Annotated in this window: 15 protein-coding genes; 6 read left to right on the forward strand and 9 right to left on the reverse strand. The window is 38.4% G+C overall.

From position 1 onward, the window contains the following. Nucleotides 1–7 precede the first annotated feature (7 nt). From AAOP42_RS13380 to AAOP42_RS13400, 5 genes are all read right to left on the reverse strand, one after another. On the reverse strand, nucleotides 8–1,756 hold the full coding sequence (locus AAOP42_RS13380) for a TrkH family potassium uptake protein (RefSeq protein WP_349529036.1): 1,749 nt from the start codon (nucleotides 1,754–1,756) through the stop codon (nucleotides 8–10). A gap of 322 nt (nucleotides 1,757–2,078) precedes the next feature. Beyond that, nucleotides 2,079–3,161, reverse strand: a complete 1,083-nt coding sequence (locus tag AAOP42_RS13385; protein ID WP_349529037.1) for a Fic family protein — start codon at nucleotides 3,159–3,161, stop codon at nucleotides 2,079–2,081. Between the two features lie 82 nt (nucleotides 3,162–3,243). Next, the gene (locus AAOP42_RS13390) at nucleotides 3,244–5,382 is read right to left on the reverse strand and encodes an FN3 associated domain-containing protein (protein WP_349529038.1); all 2,139 of its coding nucleotides are present in this window, start codon (nucleotides 5,380–5,382) and stop codon (nucleotides 3,244–3,246) included. 1 nt (nucleotide 5,383) lies between these two features. Then, nucleotides 5,384–6,838, reverse strand: a complete 1,455-nt coding sequence (locus AAOP42_RS13395; RefSeq protein ID WP_349529039.1) for a DUF1501 domain-containing protein — start codon at nucleotides 6,836–6,838, stop codon at nucleotides 5,384–5,386. Nucleotides 6,839–6,850: 12 nt separating this feature from the next. After that, nucleotides 6,851–9,178: a PSD1 and planctomycete cytochrome C domain-containing protein gene (locus tag AAOP42_RS13400; protein WP_349529040.1), complete on the reverse strand. Its 2,328-nt coding sequence runs from the start codon at nucleotides 9,176–9,178 to the stop codon at nucleotides 6,851–6,853. Nucleotides 9,179–9,409: 231 nt separating this feature from the next. Here AAOP42_RS13400 and AAOP42_RS13405 point away from each other — a divergent pair, with 231 nt between their 5' ends. The 4 genes from AAOP42_RS13405 (at nucleotide 9,410) to AAOP42_RS13420 (ending at nucleotide 11,433) form a co-directional block, all read left to right on the forward strand. Beyond that, nucleotides 9,410–9,904 (forward strand): Spy/CpxP family protein refolding chaperone, encoded by a 495-nt coding sequence (locus AAOP42_RS13405; RefSeq protein WP_349529041.1) that lies wholly within the window; start codon nucleotides 9,410–9,412, stop codon nucleotides 9,902–9,904. 103 nt (nucleotides 9,905–10,007) lie between these two features. Then, on the forward strand, nucleotides 10,008–10,586 hold the full coding sequence (locus AAOP42_RS13410) for an RNA polymerase sigma factor (RefSeq protein ID WP_349529042.1): 579 nt from the start codon (nucleotides 10,008–10,010) through the stop codon (nucleotides 10,584–10,586). Continuing rightward, nucleotides 10,583–10,903 (forward strand): hypothetical protein, encoded by a 321-nt coding sequence (locus AAOP42_RS13415; RefSeq protein WP_349529043.1) that lies wholly within the window; start codon nucleotides 10,583–10,585, stop codon nucleotides 10,901–10,903. Before AAOP42_RS13410 ends, AAOP42_RS13415 begins: the two co-directional genes overlap by 4 nt. Before the next feature lie 11 nt (nucleotides 10,904–10,914). Further along, nucleotides 10,915–11,433, forward strand: coding sequence for a Spy/CpxP family protein refolding chaperone (locus AAOP42_RS13420; protein WP_349529044.1), 519 nt, complete (start codon nucleotides 10,915–10,917; stop codon nucleotides 11,431–11,433). 236 nt (nucleotides 11,434–11,669) lie between these two features. Here AAOP42_RS13420 and AAOP42_RS13425 read toward each other — a convergent pair whose 3' ends face one another. Both AAOP42_RS13425 and AAOP42_RS13430 read right to left on the reverse strand, forming a co-directional pair. Continuing rightward, on the reverse strand, nucleotides 11,670–15,743 hold the full coding sequence (locus tag AAOP42_RS13425) for a two-component regulator propeller domain-containing protein (RefSeq protein WP_349529045.1): 4,074 nt from the start codon (nucleotides 15,741–15,743) through the stop codon (nucleotides 11,670–11,672). 175 nt (nucleotides 15,744–15,918) lie between these two features. Continuing rightward, the gene (locus AAOP42_RS13430; RefSeq protein WP_349529046.1) at nucleotides 15,919–16,380 is read right to left on the reverse strand and encodes an Lrp/AsnC family transcriptional regulator; all 462 of its coding nucleotides are present in this window, start codon (nucleotides 16,378–16,380) and stop codon (nucleotides 15,919–15,921) included. A gap of 152 nt (nucleotides 16,381–16,532) precedes the next feature. Here AAOP42_RS13430 and AAOP42_RS13435 point away from each other — a divergent pair, with 152 nt between their 5' ends. Both AAOP42_RS13435 and kbl read left to right on the forward strand, forming a co-directional pair. Next, on the forward strand, nucleotides 16,533–17,489 hold the full coding sequence (locus AAOP42_RS13435) for an NAD-dependent epimerase/dehydratase family protein (RefSeq protein WP_349529047.1): 957 nt from the start codon (nucleotides 16,533–16,535) through the stop codon (nucleotides 17,487–17,489). A gap of 41 nt (nucleotides 17,490–17,530) precedes the next feature. After that, entirely contained in the window at nucleotides 17,531–18,721 is a 1,191-nt protein-coding gene (gene kbl, locus AAOP42_RS13440) for a glycine C-acetyltransferase (protein WP_349529048.1), read from the forward strand. 21 nt (nucleotides 18,722–18,742) lie between these two features. Here kbl and AAOP42_RS13445 read toward each other — a convergent pair whose 3' ends face one another. Continuing rightward, the gene (locus AAOP42_RS13445; protein ID WP_349529049.1) at nucleotides 18,743–18,946 is read right to left on the reverse strand and encodes a 2-oxoisovalerate dehydrogenase; all 204 of its coding nucleotides are present in this window, start codon (nucleotides 18,944–18,946) and stop codon (nucleotides 18,743–18,745) included. 125 nt (nucleotides 18,947–19,071) lie between these two features. Continuing rightward, complete coding sequence (locus AAOP42_RS13450) at nucleotides 19,072–20,853, reverse strand: arylsulfatase (protein WP_349529050.1); 1,782 nt, start codon at nucleotides 20,851–20,853, stop codon at nucleotides 19,072–19,074. Between the last annotated feature and the right edge of the window lie 229 nt (nucleotides 20,854–21,082).

Raw genomic sequence — 21,082 nt, forward strand, 5'->3', positions numbered from 1 at the left:
CAACCTTTTAGTTAATTGTTATTTCTTCGGTCGGGTACCGATAGTTCTTATGTTTAATCTTATTGAAAATTGCTATAACAATAGTCAGCATACTAACCCTGCCTACAAACATGATTGCAGTTATAATCAGTTTACTTTCGTTTGAGAGATCAGCGGTAATACCCAGGCTCAACCCAACTGTGCTATAGGCAGAGAAGCACTCAAAGGCAATGTTTATCAGGCTTTTATCACTGTCAAACATAGAAATCAACATGATGCCTGCTCCCAGTACAATAAGTGAAAGGGAGATGATGGCAAAAGCCCTTCTGACTGAAAGGTCTGCTATCTCTCGACGGAAGACTTCAATTCTCGTCTTTCCTTTAGCTAAACTCAGAATATTGAGTGTGGCAATGGCAAAGGTGCTGGTCTTAATTCCACCACCCGTTGAAGCTGGGGAAGCACCGATCCACATGAGAAGAAAAACCATCATTGTGGTTGGAAAAAGCATAGAAGCAGTATCAATAGTGTTAAACCCTGCTGTTCTTGGTGTTGTTGCACCAAAAAGTGCGGTTACAACCTTTCCAAATCCATTATGTTCGGACAAGGTATTATTGTATTCCAAGGCAAAGAACCCAATAAATGCAATAGCTGATATTGAAAGCGTTGTGATTAAAGTAATTCTACTGTTAATGTTCAATACCCAAGGACGATAGCTGACTTTGTTCTTACCGAAAGAAAGAAGTTTTCTTAAACGATATTTTAAGTAGTTGATAATGTTGGAGACAATGGGAAAGCCTAATCCACCTAAGACAAATGACAGGATTATCGTTAATTGAAGAAAATAGTTGTACTTAAAGCCATCTTCATACAAGCTGTTTGACAGGGTTGAAAATCCTGCATTGCAAAAGGCAGAAATTGAGTGAAAAACTGAAAAGAAAATTTGGTCATACTGGGATTGGAAGTTGTCTGCTTCAAGACTACTGTAAATGAGAACTCCTGAAAACAACTCAATGCTAAACGTGATAAGAATGATGTATTTTAGAGTTGAAAATACTTCACCAAGTTTTTTGGAACTGGTCATATCGCTCAAGGCAAGTTGGTTTTCATACGTAGCACCGCCTTTAAAAAAGTAGCTGAAATAACTTGCAAAAGTCAGGATACCCAAACCACCGACCTGAATGAGTACCATAATGATAATTTGACCGAATTCTGTAAAGTAACTACCTGTATCCACCACAATCAAACCTGTTACGCAAACGGCACTTGTGGATGTAAATAGTGCGTCAATGAATGATATTCCTTGGTGTGTTGAGTTCGGAAGCATCAGAAGAAATGTCCCAATGAATATTATCATCAGAAAACTCGCTACAAAAAGTTGTGCAGGATTTAGTAGTGTTCGTTTGTAGTTGAATTTAATTTCTGAAAACTCCCGAATAAAGGTGAATAAAACCGCAATCCTTACCCATATGGGGTTTTCAAGAAGTAGGTCGGTCTCAAAAGGTACACCCAGGAAAAGGTACATGTAGAATATCCATAGGGTAAAGCAGATGGATAGGAAGTCGAAAACAAAAACCTTCCTTTTTATAAGTCCAAAGTTATCGAAGTATCGGGCGAATGTCGAAATGATTCCTACTCCAAGAACTACGAAATAAAACCCGTCTAAAAGTTGTTGAGAGAAGTCACTTTGTGAAAATCCGAAATCTGAAATAAAGGCAATTAATCCAAGAATGCTTGTCCATAAGGCAATTATATACAGCGGTTTCAAATCAAATTTCATTCTCCAAATGTCTCCATTCTGTTCGGGTTGTTAAGTCGTTTTTCAGCTTACACACAACAATTCCGTATATACCACTTGTAGCATACATGACCTATGCCAATACCAAATCTAATGGATTTTAATTTTGTTCATTCCTTGTGCCAGCAGATAATTTTGTAACTCTGTAGTCATTAAAAAATTACTCAACCGAAATTGATTCTAAAATCAACCACTAATCAAGTTAGAATTTGGCTATTAAGAAGCTCCCAAGACTGGTTTTAATTGGATGCCTGCCTGTCACGCAGGAGTCACATTAAATAAGCTCTTGTTGCCGATATTGGTCTTACTTTTTCAATATTTCGATTAATTTTTTATTGATATACAAAGTTTCCCTTCCAACTTTTTGAGATTCTAATACACCAATCTTTTCCAGTTGTTTTAAATATCGTGATGCTGCTTTTCTCTCAACTTTTAATTGATTGACGACAAATTCAATTTTTGAATATGGTTGTTCAAATAGTAATTCCACTAATTCTTTTTTATAAATTTTTGGCGCATCAATCTGAACTTTCTCGATTGTACTGTCAAGTAAATTTCTAATTGCATTTATTTTTTCAATCGTCTGAACTGAAGTGGTTTCAACCGCTTTTAGCATGAACAAAATCCATTCTTCCCATTCACCAAATTTATTTGTTTGGTTTAATAGTCGATAATAATCAGGTTTATTTTCGATGATGTATGAGCTAAGATATAAAATTGGAATCTCAATCAAATCATTAAAAATCAGAAACAAAATGTTTAGTATTCTGCCTGTTCTGCCATTTCCATCATAAAATGGATGGATGCTTTCAAATTGGTGATGAAGCACTGCCAGATTTATTAATGGCGATATTTCACTTTTGTCTTTATTAAAATACTCAATGAAATTTGACAACAAATCAAGTATCTCTTTTTTGTCTTGCGGTGGAGTATAGACAACCTCTCCTGTCCTATCATTTTTCAAAACAGTACCCGGCATACTTCTTATTCCAGCAGTGTTCCCGATTAACTCATGCTGGATTTCAATAACATCATTTACTCGTAAGAATCCTTGTTTTTTAATCAAGTCAAATCCATAAAAAATCGCTTTTAGATAATTTACAACCTCTTTTGTTTCTGGCGATACATTTGATTTATTAGTTGTGAGTGCTTTATAAAGCTCATCTTGAGTCGTAATTATGTTTTCGATTTCAGAACTTCCTTTTGCCTCTTGCAATACAATTGCATTTACCAACATTGATTGATTTGGAATTGAATTTGCAATTCCCTTCAATTCAGCTAAAGCAGCAGTTGCTTTATTGGTTTCTCTTAAAATTTTAAGAGTTTCAACTTTCTCCCGTAAAGGTGGCAGTTTATCTAAAACCCGATATGGTGCATCTTGTCCCATGTCCTTCTAATGTGTACCAAAAATACAACTTTTAGTACATATTTAATTAACGTGCGACATTTTTTAGTACTAATGGTAAACGTTAGTAGAAAAACAACTCATCCACGAAGACCCATCCTCTATCGCCTTTGCCGGCATGCCAGTCGGGAAGTACTTTCAACGGATGTGCCACTACTTTGTAGTACCTGTACTGAGTTCCTCCAACCGGAAAAGAGAATGCCCTTACTTCATTTGGGGCATACTCATCATCCTGATCTGGTACTGATTTATTAATTAGGGCAAGGCTATTTTCACTATTGCCTCCCCAGAGTTCGATGGATGTAGGCGCCATAATATACTGACCTATATTAACAGCGTAGCTCATTACTACTTTCTCCACATTATATGATGATGTACCTAAATCTACAGTGGCAGAAAATGGATTTGCTCTATAACCCAGCCAGGAAGGGGATGAAATATTATTGGCCTCTCCTTTTTCATTGTCAATGAGGGTAATGGCTCCTTTACCCGGATACTGATCCGCTGGCTTTGTGACCAGTGTCGCTTTTTTGGGAGTAATTCCTTTCACATAAAAATGATAAGTTTTGATATCACTCGGAAACCAGTTTTCCTTAAATGCCCTGGCTTTTAAGGTAGTATAAGATTCGAACTGAAGAGGTTCAGTGTATAAGGTCGATGTGCTGTCAGGGTCAGTACCATCCAGCGTGTACCTGATTTCAATATTCTTCAATTTATGTTCCAGAGAGATCTTATCTTCTTTGGAGATTACTGTCTTGTTGGTCGATAAAGTTGGCGGATTGATCTTGGACTCATCGCCGGAGCTGTCATAGCCAACCTCAAAACGGACTTTTGGAAAAGCTGTTTGTAAGGCCTTGATTTCATTTGATGAAATGGGTGTATTCCATATATACAGTTCCCTCAGGTTCTCCAGCTTTTCCAATACAGCAGATATATCTGCTGTGATCCTGGTACCGGACAATGACAAGGAACTCAGATTGCTACAGGCAGCCAGCGCAGGCAATGTTTTTCCAGTCACTTCTGTGAAATTCAGGTTCAATTTTTCCAGATTGGACAATTTACTTATTGCATCGATTGCATCATCTTGTACCGGCAGATAAGCAAGATTCAGGGAAACTACCTGATCCTTTACTTCCTTTAGCTCGGTGATGTAGTTCGGTTTAAAAGCCTGTCTTCCATAGATGTTTACATCGATAGCCGGAGAATTTGGTGATTGTTGCGCAACTGTACGGTAAGGATTGTTGAGTGAGGCAATCAAGTCTTCATCAGCAAAGCCAAAAGTGTATTCGGCTTGTTTTTCTACATAGTTTAGTTGTTCTTTTTTAATATTGGCCAGTATATACAAGGTATCATCTTCTGACAATTGTGCCAAAGAAATCGTCTCGTCTGCTCCTTTTGCAATCCAACTTTTAATCAGGTTAAACTCACTATCGGTCAACTGTGGCTTACCCTTAGGTGGCATATGATCTTCATCTTCCAAAGGAAGCAAAGCCCGCCTGATCAATTCGCTTTCTTCTATATCACCAGCTATCCAAACAGGTCCATTTTCACCCCCTTTGTGTATCTTTTCAAGTGTAGTTAAGTCTAATTTACCTTTCTGTTTTTGTTCGTTGTGGCAGCTTTCACATTTGGCTTTGAATATGGGCTGCACGAAAGAGGTGAAAATTGGTGAATTCTCATCAAATTCTGCCTTTTGGGTATTGAATATGGGTTCGGTCAAAAAATCCGTACCATGAGTCAATCCTGCCCCGAAATGCCCTGCCAATACTATGCATAGAAAACCGGAATAAAGTAATATTTGATAAACCTTCTTATTGTCATAGGTCAGAATTAGGGCATACATAATATAACTTACCGCTGCTCCCAACCATTTGTGCAATGACATCAGGTCTGAGGTGTAACCATCTTCCCTGGATAGGAAAAAACCCATAATTGATGCCAGAGTGGTAGTCAATGCAGTGAGCAAAAGTAAAAATTTGTTCACCTTTTGATAAGAGGTTTCATCGAGTTGCTTTCTGAATACATTTACCAAAACAAGCAAAACAACAAAGCCTATGGGGAAATGTAAGATCAGTGGATGCATTCTTCCAATTGGCTGTAACCAAAAGGGAATTTGAACATACTGCTCAAAGAGCAGTAAAATCGCAAGCATGCACAATAAGAAGAATACTACATTCGAAACAATCCTTTCTATTTTCTCCATATTATGCCAAAATACCCTTTACCACTTTACCATGAACATCCGTTAATCTAAAACGTCTGCCCTGATATTTATAGGTTAATTTTTCATGATCCAGCCCCATCAAATGCATTATGGTTGCCTGCAAGTCATGGATATGAACCGGGTCTTTTACAATGTTGTAACCAAATTCGTCTGTTTCTCCATAAGAAGTACCAGCTTTCACACCACCACCAGCCATCCACATGCTGTAGCACCTTGGATGGTGGTCTCTTCCGTAATTCCCTTCAGATAATTTTCCCTGGCAGTAGTTGGTACGGCCAAATTCTCCTCCCCATATCACCAATGTTTCGTCCAATAAACCTCTCTGTTTAAGGTCTGTTATTAGTGCCGCAGAAGCTCTATCCACGTCCTCTGCCTGTTTTGGCATTTCTCCCGGCAGGTTTCCATGCTGATCCCATCCCTGATGATAAAGCTGAACGAAGCGTACACCGCTTTCTGAGAGTTTTCTGGCTAAAAGACAATTGGAGGCATACGTGCCCGGTTGCATACAGTCAGCCCCGTACATTTTTATTATGTGATCCGGTTCTTTGGATATATCGGTAACTTCAGGCACTGCAGTTTGCATTCTATAGGCCATTTCATATTGCTGTATCTTGGCATGTATTTCAGGGTCTCCAAATTCCTGATATCCCATCTCGTTCAAAGATGCCAAATGATCCAGCATTTTTTTCCTGCTCTGCATGTCTATTCCAGCAGGATTATTCAAATACAAAACAGGATCTTCACTTGCGCTGAATTGTACTCCCTGATGGTTGCTGTCCAGAAAACCATTGGTCCAAAGTTTGGAATAAACTCCTTGTCCATTTCCTCTTCCCCGTGAAAGTAACACACAAAACGATGGCAGGTTTTTATTTTCACTTCCCAGCCCATAACTCAACCAGGCACCCATACTGGGTCGGTTTCCCTGTTGTGATCCTGTTTGGAGAAATGTAAGCGCAGGATCGTGATTAATCGCTTCTGTATGCATGGTTTTTATCACGCATATATCGTCGGTTATCTTGGCAATATTTGGAAACAAGTCACTCACCCAGGTTCCTGACTGACCATACTGATTGAAAGCAAATTTGGAACCCACCAAAGGGAATTTATCCTGATTGGCCGTCATTCCTGTCAGACGTTGGCCTCCTCGAATTGATTCGGGCAAATCCTGACCGAACATTTTATTTAGAGTAGGCTTATAATCAAAACTTTCCAACTGAGAGGGAGCACCGTTTTGGAAAAGCATAATCACCCTTTTGGCTTTAGATGCAAAATGTTTTATCCCTAATGGCAACTCGTCTCCTGCTCCACCTGATCCTTTAAAAAGGTCTGGCAACAAAAGTGAACCTAAAGCTGCACTACCAACCCCCATAGCCATTTTTCCAAGAAAATGCCTGCGGTTTACATTCAAATTATTTTCTAAAAATTCCTTTTCCATAGTTCTTTAGGATTAACTCTTAGTTATGGCCTCTTCCATATTGTAAATAGTGTGAATCACCTGCATCAATGCAGCAACGGTCACATCATTTCTATCTTCTTTTGGAGGATACTCTCCTACATCTATAAATTTCTTTGCTTCTTCAGGGTCTGCCTCAAATTGTGACAGTTGATCTCCATAATACTCCATCAACAAATTCTTTTCTTCTTCTTTGGCATCCCGGCATACGATCAACTTAAACGCCTTATTTATTTTGTCATCATTCTCCAGGCTTTCTTCATCTAAACGTTCAGCCATTACTCTGGCCGCTTCCAAAACCGTAGGATCGTTGAGCATGATGAGTGCTTGCAGCGGTGTGCTTGTTGTCAACCTCCTCACCTCGCATTGATCTCGATTGGATGCATCAAATGTCAGCATTACTGGTGGTGGCACGGTTCTTTTGATAAAAGTATAAATACCCCTTCTATACAAATCATCTCCATGATCCTGTATATATTTTTTGAGTAGCCCACGTCCGGAAGTAGCTGCCGACCACATACCATCAGGTTGATATGGTTTTACACTTGGCCCACCAATTTCTTCATTGAGCAAACCACTACTGGCAAGTACCTGATCTCTTACCATTTCGGCATTCAATCTGAATCTATGCATTCTGGACAGGTATATATTTTCCGGGTCTTTAGCGATTTTTTGCTCATCAACCACCGATGATTGAGTATATGTTGATGATGTCACTATTTTTTTGACCAAATGCTTTATGTCCCAATTGTTTTCCCGAAAATCAACTGCCAACCAATCCAACAACTCCGGATGAGTAGGTAAATCACCCTGCATGCCAAAGTCTCCCACAGATTTCACGATTCCCCTGCCGAAGAACTCTTGCCAAATCCTGTTGACAAAAACCCTGGATGTCAATGGATGTTCATCACTTAATAACCATTTTACCAGTCCCAGTCGATTTGGCTTAAACCTGTTAGTATCATATTCAAGTATAGCTTCAGGTGTATCGAAACTTACAATTTCCCCTTTAGCATCATAATTTCCCCTGTTCAGGATATGTGTTTCCCGTATTCCAACAGAATCTTTCATAACCATTACATTCACATTGGCAGTATCCTTTTTGTTGATGAAGGTAAGGATATCTTCAATCAACTCATCAGAAATTGTCATGTTTGGAGGGTCAGCAAAATTGGCATCTATGGTTCCAAACAACCCCTTCTCAGGCACCTTATCAAAAAAGGCAAATGTGCTGTAATAATCCTTTTGTGAAATAGGGTCGTATTTATGGTCATGGCACTTGGCACATTCCATGGTCAAACCCAAAAATGCTTTTCCAAAAGTATTGGTACGATCGGATACGTATTCAATTCTATACTCTTCGTCTATTACTCCTCCCTCCTGGGTAATTTTATGATTTCTATTAAAGCCTGTAGCGAGCAATGCCTCGATGTTTTCTTCCGGCAATAAATCTCCGGCCAATTGCCAGGTCAGAAATTTATCATACGGGTAGTTTTCATTGAATGCATGAATAACCCAGTCCCTCCACGGCCACATCGTTCTCAATCCATCATCCTGATATCCGTGTGAATCGGCATATCTGGCTACATCCAGCCAGTGTACTGCCATTTTCTCCCCGTAATGTTTATTTGCTAATAGTTCATCTACCACTTTTTCATAAGCATTGTCAGAGTCATCATTCATAAAAGACTCCTGCATTTCTAAAGACGGGGGCAAGCCTGTAAGGTCAAATGAGACTCTCTTTAAAAGCCTTGCTTTATCAGCCTTTGCATTTGGTGTCAACCCTTTTTCTTCTATTTTCTTTTGGATGAAATAGTCAATTTCATTACTCACCCAATCTTTATTGGTCAACTTTGGAAGTTTGGACTTAATAGGCGATACAAAAGCCCAATGTGGTTTGTATTGAGCTCCTTGTTCTATCCATTTTTTTATCAGGCTAATTTCATACTCACTCACCTTCAAATTAGAACCGGGAGGAGGCATAACTTCTGATGTGTCACCGGAAACCAACCTGTTGTAGGCTTCAGACTGGTGCGGTTTTCCACTTACAAAAGCAAACCTGTCTTCATCATAATCCTTCAAAGCAGTAAATGCGCCTTCTTCAGTATCCAGTCTTAAACCTGACTTTCTTTGATTTTCATCCGGACCATGGCAGGTGAAACAATTATCCGACAAAATTGGCCTAATATGAAAATTGAAATCCACCACTTCGGGAATTGTGTTGTTATTGGTTACATCTACGGACTTATCATTTTTACACGAAAAAAGTGCAGCAATCAAAACAAGCACCAGTGATTTTAATGAATAAGTTGAAGTTTTCATAAAGTCAGTAAATAAACATTTTTAGATATTACAAAGGAAGATTCTACTGCATTTGACAAGATGGATTAATTGTTCAATTCATTGGATTTTTTCTGAACATACTTACTCTCATCTGTACAACCAAACATTAATGAATAATTAAGAATCGCATTTTTTTTCTTAATAGCGCAAGTAATGCGAAAGACTGACATCTAATAAGTCAAATAAATTTATAATTAAAAATCCAAAAAAATGAAAAGGTCAATCGTATTATTATCAGCATTAGTTTTAATAGGTACTGCTTCGATAGCTCAAAGTCCACAAATGAATAAGATGGGACAAAGACAAAAGATGATGCATGCCAATTCCGAAAAACCGGATAGAGGTGAACGATTTGCACAGGCTCTTGAATTAACAGATGCACAGAAAACCAAAATTGAGGAAATCCATTTTGCGGCAATGAAATCCATGAAATCTGTGAAAAATACCATCGGAGAAAAAGAAGCCAAACTTAAAACACTAAGTTCAGCAGATAACCCTGATCTCAAAGCAATTACAAAAGTAGCTGAGGAAATCGGAGATTTGAGAACTAAAATGTTTGTAAGCCAAGTGCAAACCAAACAAGAGGTGAGGGCTTTACTGGACGAAAAACAAAAATTTAAATTTGACAATATGAATATGATGATGGGCAAAAAAGACCATCACGGAAGAGGTGGAGATGGATTTGGTCAAATGAAAAAAGGTTAATGATAATTTCTTTAATCAATAAATTAAATTTGAGAAATACAATGGAGCAGGTTCAGGCAGTCTGAATCTGCTCTGTATAACAGAACCTACAAAGAACTTATCATTGGCTGAAATATCAGAACAAGCACTTATCAATGGAATTGCAGAAGGTGATGAAGATGCTTTTAAGTTTCTTGTTCATAAATACCAGAATATGGTTTTTAATACAAGTCTGGGCTTTCTACCCATCAAAGAAGATGCCGAGGAAATTACTCAGGATGTATTTGTAGAAGTTTTTAAAAGTATAAATTCTTTCAGACAGGATGCCACATTGAAAACCTGGGTGTATCGGATTACGATTTCCAAGTGTCTGGAATTTCAAAGGAAAGCAAAAAGGAAAAAGAGGTTTGCGTTTTTAGTTTCTATCGGAAATACAAGCGATACAATCATAGAGCCTAAGGTGTTGGATCATCCGGGGGTAGAGGCTGAAAATCAGGAAAGAACAGAATTGTTGTACAAACAAATTGACCAGCTACCTGACAATCAAAAAATTGCTCTGGTTTTACATAACATGGACGGAATGAGTTACAAAGATATTTCAAATACCATGAACATAAGTTTGTCTTCTGTGGAATCTCTGATATTTAGGGCGAAGAAAAACTTAAAGAAAAAATTGTCTCATTATTATGAACAAATGCTATGAAAAAGAATAAAGACATTCAACGAGAAGTAAATAAGACCCTGGATGTATTGGATTCAATTCGGAAGGTAGAAGCCCCCATTGGAATTTATTCTTCGGTAATGGACAAGGTCAGACACGAAGAAAAAGATGGAATAGACTACATGCAGTTCGTAAAATGGGCAGCTATCGGACTCCTGATTATAATGAATGCCATTAGCTATGTTTCATTCCTGAACGAAGAAAAACAGGAAAACGAACCTGTATCAAGTACTGAAACAGAAATTGAAAATCTTGTAAGCGAATATCAAATAAATACATTCGCCTATAGTGAATACTAAACCATATAAATATGAACTTTTTCACTCAAAATAAGACAGCAACCATCATTATTGCTATGCTAATTGCACTAAATGTGTTAAGTATATACTTTTTTGTAATACACAAAAGGATAGTTCACAAACATCCTTTTGATGACCAAAATCCACCCTGGCATGAAAAATCAAAAGAAGGTAAATCATCTGAAAAAGTCCACTTCATGGAAAAGGAATTAGGACTAAATAAAGAACAACGCCAGGAATACCGCAATTTGAGAAAATCTCATTTTGAAATGAGTAGAAAAAAAAGAAAAGAACAACAAGAACTCAGGGAAATGATATTTAGTAACATAAGCAATCAATCTTTCAACATTGATTCTGTTGCTCAATTGATCAGTAAACGTCAGTCTGAAATGGAAATAGGAATGTTTAAACATTTCAAATCTATAAGGGAATTGTGTACTGAAGAACAAAAACTAAAATTTGACAAAACGACCCAATTCATCTTGAGGAAAATGGGAGATCATGATAGGTTTAAAAGATCAGAACATTAGCACTCATCCAAATAGTGTCTTTTTTAAAACCACAGGAAATTAAAGATGAAAACAAGAATATACAAGACAGAAACACCATCTGCAGATGTGTCTAGCTATACTATTTCACTATCAAATCAATGACAAATATGATCAAAACGACAATTGCCAATCCAATCAGATATATTTTCATTCTATTTTGCTTCATGTTCCTTAGGTTTAAATAATTTGGTATTAAGTTTTTAAAACTGTGATAGTCACTGTCCATATTCGTCAGGAGCCATTTTAGCATAAGTAGTTGGACTGACACCAAATTTTTTCTTAAAAACCTGGCCAAAATATTTACGATCTGAAAACCCTACCTTATAGCAAGCTTCAATGACAGTATCTTCATGATCTCTTATCAGATGTGCTGCTCTTTTTAATCTGAAATCACGAATAAATTCGACCAAAGACTGCCCGGTCAGAGATTTTACCTTCTTGTAAATAACCGAATGACTCATCCCAAGTTCTCTGGCCAGATAATCAGCCTTTATCTCTCCTTCTTTTATATTGTTTTCCAGCAATTTGATTAATGCATCTACAAATTGTTGGTCACGAGAGTTGATAGGAAGTTCTTTAGGCTCTAGAAGTGCATCTGTTTTAAACTTTTTGCGCAACAAATACCTGTTTCGCAACAAATTGAAGATCCGTGTTTTTAACAGCACTTCATCAAATGGCTTGGTGATGTATTCATCTGCTCCGGTTTCGAACCCCTCCTTTTTGTAAATCAGAGAGGTTCTCGCTGTAAGAATGATAATCGGAATATGGCTGGTTCGTATATCAGCTTTTAACTTTTCGGTAAGGTGGATTCCATTCATTTCCGGCATCATGACATCACTTAAGATCAAATCCGGAACTTCTTTAAAAGCCAGGTTCATTCCTGTCTTTCCATTGTTAGCCTGAAAAATTTTAAAATTATCTTTTAACAGGTTAACAAGATATTCACGTATCTCGTCATTGTCTTCTACTATCAAAACCGAAACATTTTCAAAATAGTTTGGTTCTTGCGGAACGGATTTCTCCAACCTGTTTTTTACAGACTGTTCAATTTTTAAGTTCTCCTTCTGAGAAACAGGTGCCAACTCCTTTTCCTTAAAATGATCTTTGCCTAATGGCAATTCCACTTTAAAAGTGGTGCCTTCATTTTCTTTACTTTCTACATAAATTTCTCCGGAATGAAGACGAATTACCTCCCTGGCAATTGACAATCCAAGTCCAAACCCCTGAGCATCATCAGAATTGGTATCCGATTGATAAAACCGATCAAATATTTTTTTGATTTTATCTTTTGAAATGCCCTGACCAGAATCAACAACAGAAAAATATAAATTTTCATCATTTTGATCTATCACCACTTTGATTGTACCACCAGCCTGAGAGTATTTGAATGCATTAGATAGCAGATTGTATATTACCTTTTCCATTCTGACAGGATCAAACCATAGAAATATTTGCTCTTGGCCCGAAATAAATTCATAGACAATGTCCATTTCATTGGCTTTTCCATTGTATGAAAGGAATATCTCCTTAGAAAATTCAACAAAATCAATCTTTGATACGTGAAGGGTGGCATTGGACGATTCCAGTTTCCTGAAATCCAATAATTCATTTACCAGATGGAAAAGATGGTCTCCATTTCTTCTCAAAACATCCACTGCATCCTTTTGAATTCTGTTCACAATTCCATTTGCCTGAAACTGATTCAAAGCACCTAACATAAGTGTAACAGGAGTTCTTATTTCATGGGAGATATTCGTGAAAAACCTTTGCTTAATGTCAAATAGCTCTGCTTCCTTTTCCCTGGTAAGCTGTTCCAGCTTAAGGTTACTTTTCATTTTCACCCAGGCTACCGAATTTTTCTGATATAGATAGAGCAAGAAAACAATCAGAACAATATATGTGAGGTATGCCCACCAGGTTGCCCAAAATGGACTTTTAACAACAAGATCGACAGAAGCGTACTTCTCATTCCATTGATCGTTCTCTTTTACCCTGACCTTAAAAGTGTAATCACCGGGAGGCAGGTTTGTATATGTCGCCGATCTTTCTGTCCCTATTTCTCTCCAATCATGATCGAAATTCTCCATTTTGATAGCATATTCCAGATGGCTGGAAAACGGGTATTTCAACGCTGCAAATTCAAAAGTCAAAACATCCTGATTGTAGTTTAAAAGAATCTCATCTTCGAAAAGAATCTGCTTCTGAATAGGGCCTCTTTTGACAATAGAAACCTCTTTATTAAATAGCTTGAAACTGGTTAATTTAACAGTTGGCTCCAACGTAATGCGTCTCTGCTCGAATGGATCAATGCTTACAAGCCCATCTATTCCCCCGAAATACAATTTTCCATACCCGTCTTTAAAGGCAGAATTGATATGATATTCTCCTGAAAGTTCATAAAATGATTGAAACTCATTTTGTTTTGTCTGATACTTAAATATCCCTACTTTCGTTCCAAACCAGATGTTCTGATCATCGTCTGACAATATAGAGGTTACTGACTTCTCTTCGGTATCACTGGAAAATTGTAATGTTTCAAATTTTTGTTCCACAGGATTATAGAGGCACAACCCATCTCTTGTACCAATCCAAAGGTTATTTTGTGCATCTGCCAAAAGACTATAGATATAATCGCTGGTGATAGAATTGTCTCCTACTGTAGAGTGTCTATGGTATGTAAATTTATGCGTTTTGGTATCCAGCAAGTTGAGTCCTCCTCCAAAAGTACCCACCCAAATATCACCGTTCTTTGCTTTTTCTAAAGAAATTACATTGTCATTGCTCAAAGAATTTTGATCGGTTGCATCGTTTCGATATGTACTGAACAATTGTTTTTCAATATCGAAATAAAAGATACCTCCTCCCCAGGTCGCTCCCCACAAATTGCCCAAATCGTCTTCTATCACATCACGAACATCATTAAATGGAATAGAATTAGAATTGCCGGGTTCATGCTTGTATTGAACCTTTTCTTTGGTCAAATAATCAAAGAAAATCAACCCGTTAGCAAATGTGCCAATCCAATATTTCCCATTACCGGCATTTTTCACAAACTGAATATAATCCCCTCCAACAGAATTTTGCTTTGACCTGTTAAATGTTTCCAGCTTCGTACTTTGCAAGTCATATATATTAAGGCCATCTCCGTCTGTTCCTATCCATAGCTTTTTTTCATGTTCAAATATTGAAAGAACAGGAAAGGGGTTATAACCCCGGATATCGCTAAACAGAAAGCGGAAACCATTTTGCTCGTTCTCAATAATGTCAATCCCTTTCCAGGCAGTACCGATCCAGATGTTGGATTCATTGTCTTCGAAAATGCAATTGACCGTATTATTAGAAAGTGAATAAGACAACCTGTTGTCATTTATGAATTTGTTGTAAAGTGGCTTGTCAGAAATGGCATTCTTTATTTGAATAACACCCTCTCCGTCCGTGCCAACCCAAATATTACCATTGGAATCTGCCTCTAATGTCCTGATAATCCGCTCTCCATTATTTGGAAATGTTTCTAACATATCAGAAATATTTCCGGAAGCCACATCGAGCCTGAGCAATCCATTTCCATGGGTTCCTATCAAAATTTGATTGGGCACTACGGGATGAACAACATTGATGAATTCCAATTTTGGAAGATTTGTTTCTTCCACAAGTTGTGAACCCGACATAAACGTACTGTCTTCTTTCACAAATTTGTTCAGCCCCCCACCATAGGTACCAATCCACAAATTTTCGTTTTCATCATCTGCTAACCCCCATACACTATTATGAGAAAGACTCGATGAATTACCCTTTTCATTTACAAACCCCTTGAAACCTTCATTTTCTCTATCGTAAAGGTTCAGCCCTCCTTCTGTGCCTATCCAAATGTTACCACTTGAATCCTCAAATATTTTATGAACTTCGTCTGACAACAAGGCATTTTTATCATTCTCAGAATGCCTAAATGTTGAAAAATTATCCTTAAGAGAATCGTAAAGACTCACTCCCCCTCCAATGGTAGCGATCCAAATAACACCGCTCCGATCCATCATTATATCAGAAATGTCATTGGAGCTTATTGTACTGTTGTACTGATTGTAAACCTTGAATTTGTTGCCATCATATCGATTGAGTCCACTCTTTGTCCCAACCCAAATAAACCCCTGATTATCCTGAATAATACTGGTCACCCTGCCGTTGGAAAGCCCGTTGGCATGATCTATATTCTTAAATTGAACTATCTCCTGCGCAAGTGAATGATTTGCAATTAACGCAACCAACAATATGAATCTAATACACCTGCTCATTTTGACACATAGAAAATGATCACTTAACTTGTATCAAAAGTAAATCCCACGTTTTAAAAAGAAGACTACTTATCAACAGAATTGAGTGAATTTCAAAATTACAGGCAGAGCATGTTGAACCGGATGAAAAAATCATCATAAACAGGGTGCAGATTCATCACATGAAAGTTTATCCTCAAATGTAATACTCCGACGTGTGCTTGATTTCTTTCAATGCAAAAGTGCTGTTGAGCACGCCAATGTTTTCAATTTTTGACAATTTGTATCTGACAAACTCATGATAGGCTTCCAGACTCTTCACATTGATCTTTAAAATAAAATCAACCTGCCCTGCCATGTGGTAACACTCCTGCACTTCATCAAGGTCTTGGATTTGTTGTTCGAATTTTTCAATAAAAGCCTCCGTGTGATAACGCATAGACACCTGACAAAGACAGGTCACAGACCTGTTGATCAGCTTTTTATCCAAAATAGCCACATACTTTTTTATGAATCCCTGATTTTCCAATCGTCGGATTCTCTCATAAACCGGCGATATGGTCAGATTCAATGTGATGGCTATTTCTTTGGCCGTCTTTTTAGAATCTTTTTGCAAAATCCTAAGTATAGTTTTATCCAGTTCGTCAAGGTTGTCCATAAAATTTACTTATTGGATTGTTTTAAAATCACTTAAAAAGAAATTATAACTTTAAATGCTAAATATTACAGCTATTATTATTGCTAATATTCAAATATAAAAATATAAACACTAGTATTACATCATAATTCGACTTTATATGTCATAAAGATATGGAGACAATATTGGTGATTGGAGCTAGCGGGCAACTTGGTTCAGTACTGACAAATCAGTTACAGATAAAATATGGTGCAGAAAATGTAGTCGCTTCGGACTTACGCCCAAACCCCAATTTTGCCGGAAATTTTGTAACTCTGGATGCTACAGATTTTAACAGTCTCAGGAAAGTGGTAAGAGAATATAAAGTAGATCAGATATATCACCTGGCAGCTATTCTTTCTGCTTCGGGAGAAAAATTTCCACTCAACACATGGGATATTAATATGAAAACCTTCTTCAATGTGCTGGAAGTTTCCAGGTTAAACCATGTAAGCAAAGTGTTCTTTCCCAGTTCGATAGCAGTCTTCGGACAAAATGCCCCGAAGGTTAACACCCCACAGTCACCTCCTTTATTTCCGTCAACGGTATATGGCATCAGCAAAGTAGCAGGCGAAAACTGGGCTCAATACTACCATCAAAAATATAGACTGGATATTCGGTCATTAAGATATCCCGGAATAATAGGTTACCAATCTTTGCCGGGTGGAGGCACCACTGACTATGCTGTGGACATATTTCACAAAGCAGTGCAAAACGAACCCTATGAATGTTTTCTCAAATCATCCACGATGCTGCCCATGATCTACATGGATGATGCCATCAGAGCCACCATAGAATTGATGGATGCACCTTTAGAAAAGATAAAGATCAGAACGTCCTACAATCTTGCAGGTATGAGCTTTTCTCCAGCTCAACTCACCAAATCGATACAACGGGTATTTCCGGATTTTCAAGTAACGTACAAACCAGATTTCAGACAGGAAATAGCCGAAAGTTGGCCAATGAGCATTGATGATTCTGTGGCAATAAAAAACTGGGGTTGGAAACCGGCATATAATCTGAATTATATGGTTGATACAATGATCAAACAGTTGGAGTTAAAATATCAAAACCAATCAGTTGCAGTATAAATTAGTAAAAGTCCATTCTACCAAAAAAAGAAAAAACAAACATGTACGGAAAACTGAAAAACGAACTACAAGACAGTCTGAATCAGATAAAATCAAACGGATTGTATAAAAATGAAAGGATTATTACATCCAAACAAGGAGCACAAATAAGCACCACAGCACACAAGGAAGTCTTGAATTTTTGTGCCAACAACTACCTTGGACTTGCCTCACACCCTGAAGTAATAGAAGCAGGCATTAACGCAATACGAACTCATGGTTTTGGACTATCATCTGTAAGGTTTATCTGTGGTACTCAAGACATTCACAAGCAATTGGAGCAAAAAACTGCTGAGTTTTTAGGCATGGAGGATTGCATCTTGTATGCCGCTGCTTTCGATGCAAATGGCGGCCTGTTCGAGCCGTTGCTATCAACTGAAGATGCCATTATATCCGATGAACTCAACCACGCATCTATCATTGATGGCATCAGGCTTTGCAAGGCTCAAAGATTCCGCTACAGGCACAATAACATGGATGACCTTGAAGAACAGCTAAAAGCTGCCGGATCTGCAAGGCGCAAGCTAATTGTAACCGATGGTTCGTTTTCGATGGATGGCACCATCGCCCAGCTAGACAAAATCTGCGACCTGGCAGACAAATATGAGGCGCTGGTAATGATCGATGAATGCCATTCGACAGGTTTTATTGGTGCCAATGGACGAGGCACGCATGAATACCGCAATGTCATCGAGAGGGTGGACATCATCACAGGCACTTATGGAAAAGCCTTGGGAGGAGCCTCTGGTGGTTTTACCGCAGCACGAAAAGAAATTGTGGATTTGCTCAGGCAGCATTCACGTCCCTACCTTTTTTCCAACACTCTAGCCCCGGCCATTGTAGGTGCTACCCTGAAGGTATTAGAAATGATTACTAACTCTACCCAGTTGAGGGACAAACTGGAACAGAACACAAAGCGGTTTCGCTCAGAAATGACTGCAGCAGGATTTGACATTGTACCGGGCGATCATCCGATTGTACCCATCATGTTGTACGAAGCACCTTTAGCGCAGGAGTTTGCAAAACAACTGCTGAAAGAAGGCGTTTATGTGATCGGTTTTTTCTTTCCTGTAGTACCAAAAGGAAAAGCAAGGATCAGGGTGCAGCTTTCTGCGGCACATGAGCCCGAGCACATCACAAAAGCAATCGAAGCTTTTGTGAAAGTAGGGAAGAAACTTAAGGTGATTGAGTAGAAGAAGTAATGCGATTGAAATTCATGCTGCAAAGACCTCTTCACGAACAAAGTGTAAACGAACCATCTTTGGAGCATCCCTTTCAAAGTGGCACTGAATTGCTTCTCGTATATTTTGCTTCAAATCATCCATACTTTCACCATCAGTAAAAATAGAATGATCGAGTGCTCTTGCCTCAAACCCGCCTTCTATAGACTCCTGCACTATAAAAATGATCTCTGTCATGGTGCAATTTTTATTGTAAATATAGAAATTATAGGTTGAGGGTCGGATAAAGAAAACTTACCTAGTTTGCTATTTTTCTTACTTTGCCAAATAACCACAATCTGAAATAAACTTATTTCGACCCACTACACCTTAGTAATATAAACATAATAAGCCCCAAAAGTATCAGGTGTACCATCATCAAACCATGTTTGTAAAGTAGTTTCACCCGACCGCAGGCTCACATTGAATTTTGCTTCCTTGTCCCGTTCAGATATTGGTTTTGACAACTCATTTTCACCAATTTTCAACTTGGCTGTTTGAATGTTTATCGGCTTAAAATTGCCTGCCTCATTGTTTGGGTCACCCCAACGCAACGTCTTAAAAAATGACCTTGGCCAACGACACAGTGATATTTCATACTCTCCTGCTTCAGCCACTGTCAAATTCCAAAAACCATTCAGCTTGACTCCACTTCTCACATGCCCCTGATTCCATGGAACACTGGAAGTACCAGCCCAATCGTGGCTGCTCAACCTTAAAGGGTTCTCATCTTGTACTCCCACTACAATCCTACTGATTTCATCCTTATTTACAGACACATCTTCCCACAATTCCTCATACCCTGCTTTCATGGCCACTACCCTATCAGGATATTGATCTGCCACATTAGTGGCCTGTGCTGGGTCTTCAGCAATATTGTACAACTCATCACCATTTACCAACCTCCACTCATTGAACATGACAGAAGGCCTTTTGTACTTTTTAAGGTCATACTCCCTTTGGGTATCGACCATCAGCATCCTGTCTTTCCAAGGCGCTTTGTTGCCATAAAGCAATGGTTTTAAACTTGTTCCATCAAATTGCAAATCCTTTGACACTTCAATACCACAAAGATCGATAAGGGTAGGCAATACATCTGTCACTATTGTATTTTGGGTGATTTCAGCTTTTTTGGACAGTCCTCCTTGCGGCCATCTAATGAAAAACGGAACCCTGTGCCCTCCTTCATAATTCGAGCCTTTTTTGCCACGCATATTGGCATTGAACCCTTTTTCTGCAAATCCCTTACCATTGAGTCTGACTCCATTGGCAGTTCCGTTATCGGTCATAAAAATCAAAATGGTATTGTCAGCCAAATTATTCTTTTGCAAATAGGCTTCCAGCAGACCTACGTTTTCATCGATATTGGTAATCATGCCATTGAACTCAGGAGAAGGAATATTTTCATTTCCTCTATACGGTTCGCTGTATTTTTCATCTACGAACAATGGTCCATGAGGCGCATTGGTAGGGATGTAGCAGAAAAACGGTTTGTCCTTGTTCTTGTCTATAAAATCAATGGCCTTACTAAACCAGACATCAGTGCAATAGCCTTCCACTTTTTCAGGATGTCCATTGTGGTAATAGGTATCGTCAAAATAGTCATTTCCCCAATAATCCGGTGCTTGCGTCACTCCGCCCCCTCCGTGCACCCATACTTCCTGAAATCCTCTGTCTTGTGGACGGAAAGGATAATTGTCACCCAAATGCCACTTACCAAATATGCCTGTATTGTAGCCGGCATCAGCAAAAACATTGGCTACAGTTTTCTCTTCTTTTCTCAGCAGAGACCGACCATTGATGGTGTGCCACACACCCACTTTGTTGAAGTGCTTGCCCGTCATCAATGCCGAACGGGTCGGAGCGCAGGTGGTGCCCACATGAAAATCCGTCAAGCTGGTACTTTGACTGTACAGCTTGTCAAGGTTGGGTGTTTTGATGAATTCATTCCCTAAACAAGCTAAGTCGCCATAGCCTTGGTCATCGGTCATGATCAGGATGACATTTGGTCTTTTGGCCTCTTCCTTTTCGGCAGGCTTGTCGGTATTTTGACAGGAAGAAAATAATATAGCGAAGAGAAAGCAGGAGAATAAAATTCGGATCATAGTTTTCAATGAATTATGGTCAATACGATAAGTCTGGTGTAATTGAGCTTTAAAGGTACACAACACGGTCATTGTAAAAAATTATAAAATGCTAATTTGGTGATGGCGATGAGCTTTACCAAACCTTGAAGGTTTGGTAAAGCTGAATTGCTCAAACCCGTTTGTATTTCCGACTAAAGAAAGACTTCCCAAACATTGGACTCACCAAGTCAATAAGTAAAATAAACGG

Origin of the sequence: Reichenbachiella sp. MALMAid0571 (assembly GCF_040151475.1) — a bacterium.
In the GTDB taxonomy this organism is placed as follows: domain Bacteria; phylum Bacteroidota; class Bacteroidia; order Cytophagales; family Cyclobacteriaceae; genus CAXBNB01.

Coding starts and splice junctions, on each gene's coding strand:
- AAOP42_RS13380 (WP_349529036.1), bottom strand. CDS start 1,756: ATGAAATTTGATTTGAAACCGCTGTATATAATTGCCTTATGGACAAGC.
- AAOP42_RS13420 (WP_349529044.1), top strand. CDS start 10,915: ATGAACTTTTTCACTCAAAATAAGACAGCAACCATCATTATTGCTATG.
- AAOP42_RS13445 (WP_349529049.1), bottom strand. CDS start 18,946: ATGACAGAGATCATTTTTATAGTGCAGGAGTCTATAGAAGGCGGGTTT.
- AAOP42_RS13400 (WP_349529040.1), bottom strand. CDS start 9,178: ATGAAAACTTCAACTTATTCATTAAAATCACTGGTGCTTGTTTTGATT.
- AAOP42_RS13405 (WP_349529041.1), top strand. CDS start 9,410: ATGAAAAGGTCAATCGTATTATTATCAGCATTAGTTTTAATAGGTACT.
- AAOP42_RS13450 (WP_349529050.1), bottom strand. CDS start 20,853: ATGATCCGAATTTTATTCTCCTGCTTTCTCTTCGCTATATTATTTTCT.
- AAOP42_RS13395 (WP_349529039.1), bottom strand. CDS start 6,838: ATGGAAAAGGAATTTTTAGAAAATAATTTGAATGTAAACCGCAGGCAT.
- AAOP42_RS13425 (WP_349529045.1), bottom strand. CDS start 15,743: ATGAGCAGGTGTATTAGATTCATATTGTTGGTTGCGTTAATTGCAAAT.
- AAOP42_RS13415 (WP_349529043.1), top strand. CDS start 10,583: ATGAAAAAGAATAAAGACATTCAACGAGAAGTAAATAAGACCCTGGAT.
- AAOP42_RS13385 (WP_349529037.1), bottom strand. CDS start 3,161: ATGGGACAAGATGCACCATATCGGGTTTTAGATAAACTGCCACCTTTA.
- AAOP42_RS13430 (WP_349529046.1), bottom strand. CDS start 16,380: ATGGACAACCTTGACGAACTGGATAAAACTATACTTAGGATTTTGCAA.
- AAOP42_RS13435 (WP_349529047.1), top strand. CDS start 16,533: ATGGAGACAATATTGGTGATTGGAGCTAGCGGGCAACTTGGTTCAGTA.
- AAOP42_RS13390 (WP_349529038.1), bottom strand. CDS start 5,382: ATGGAGAAAATAGAAAGGATTGTTTCGAATGTAGTATTCTTCTTATTG.
- kbl (WP_349529048.1), top strand. CDS start 17,531: ATGTACGGAAAACTGAAAAACGAACTACAAGACAGTCTGAATCAGATA.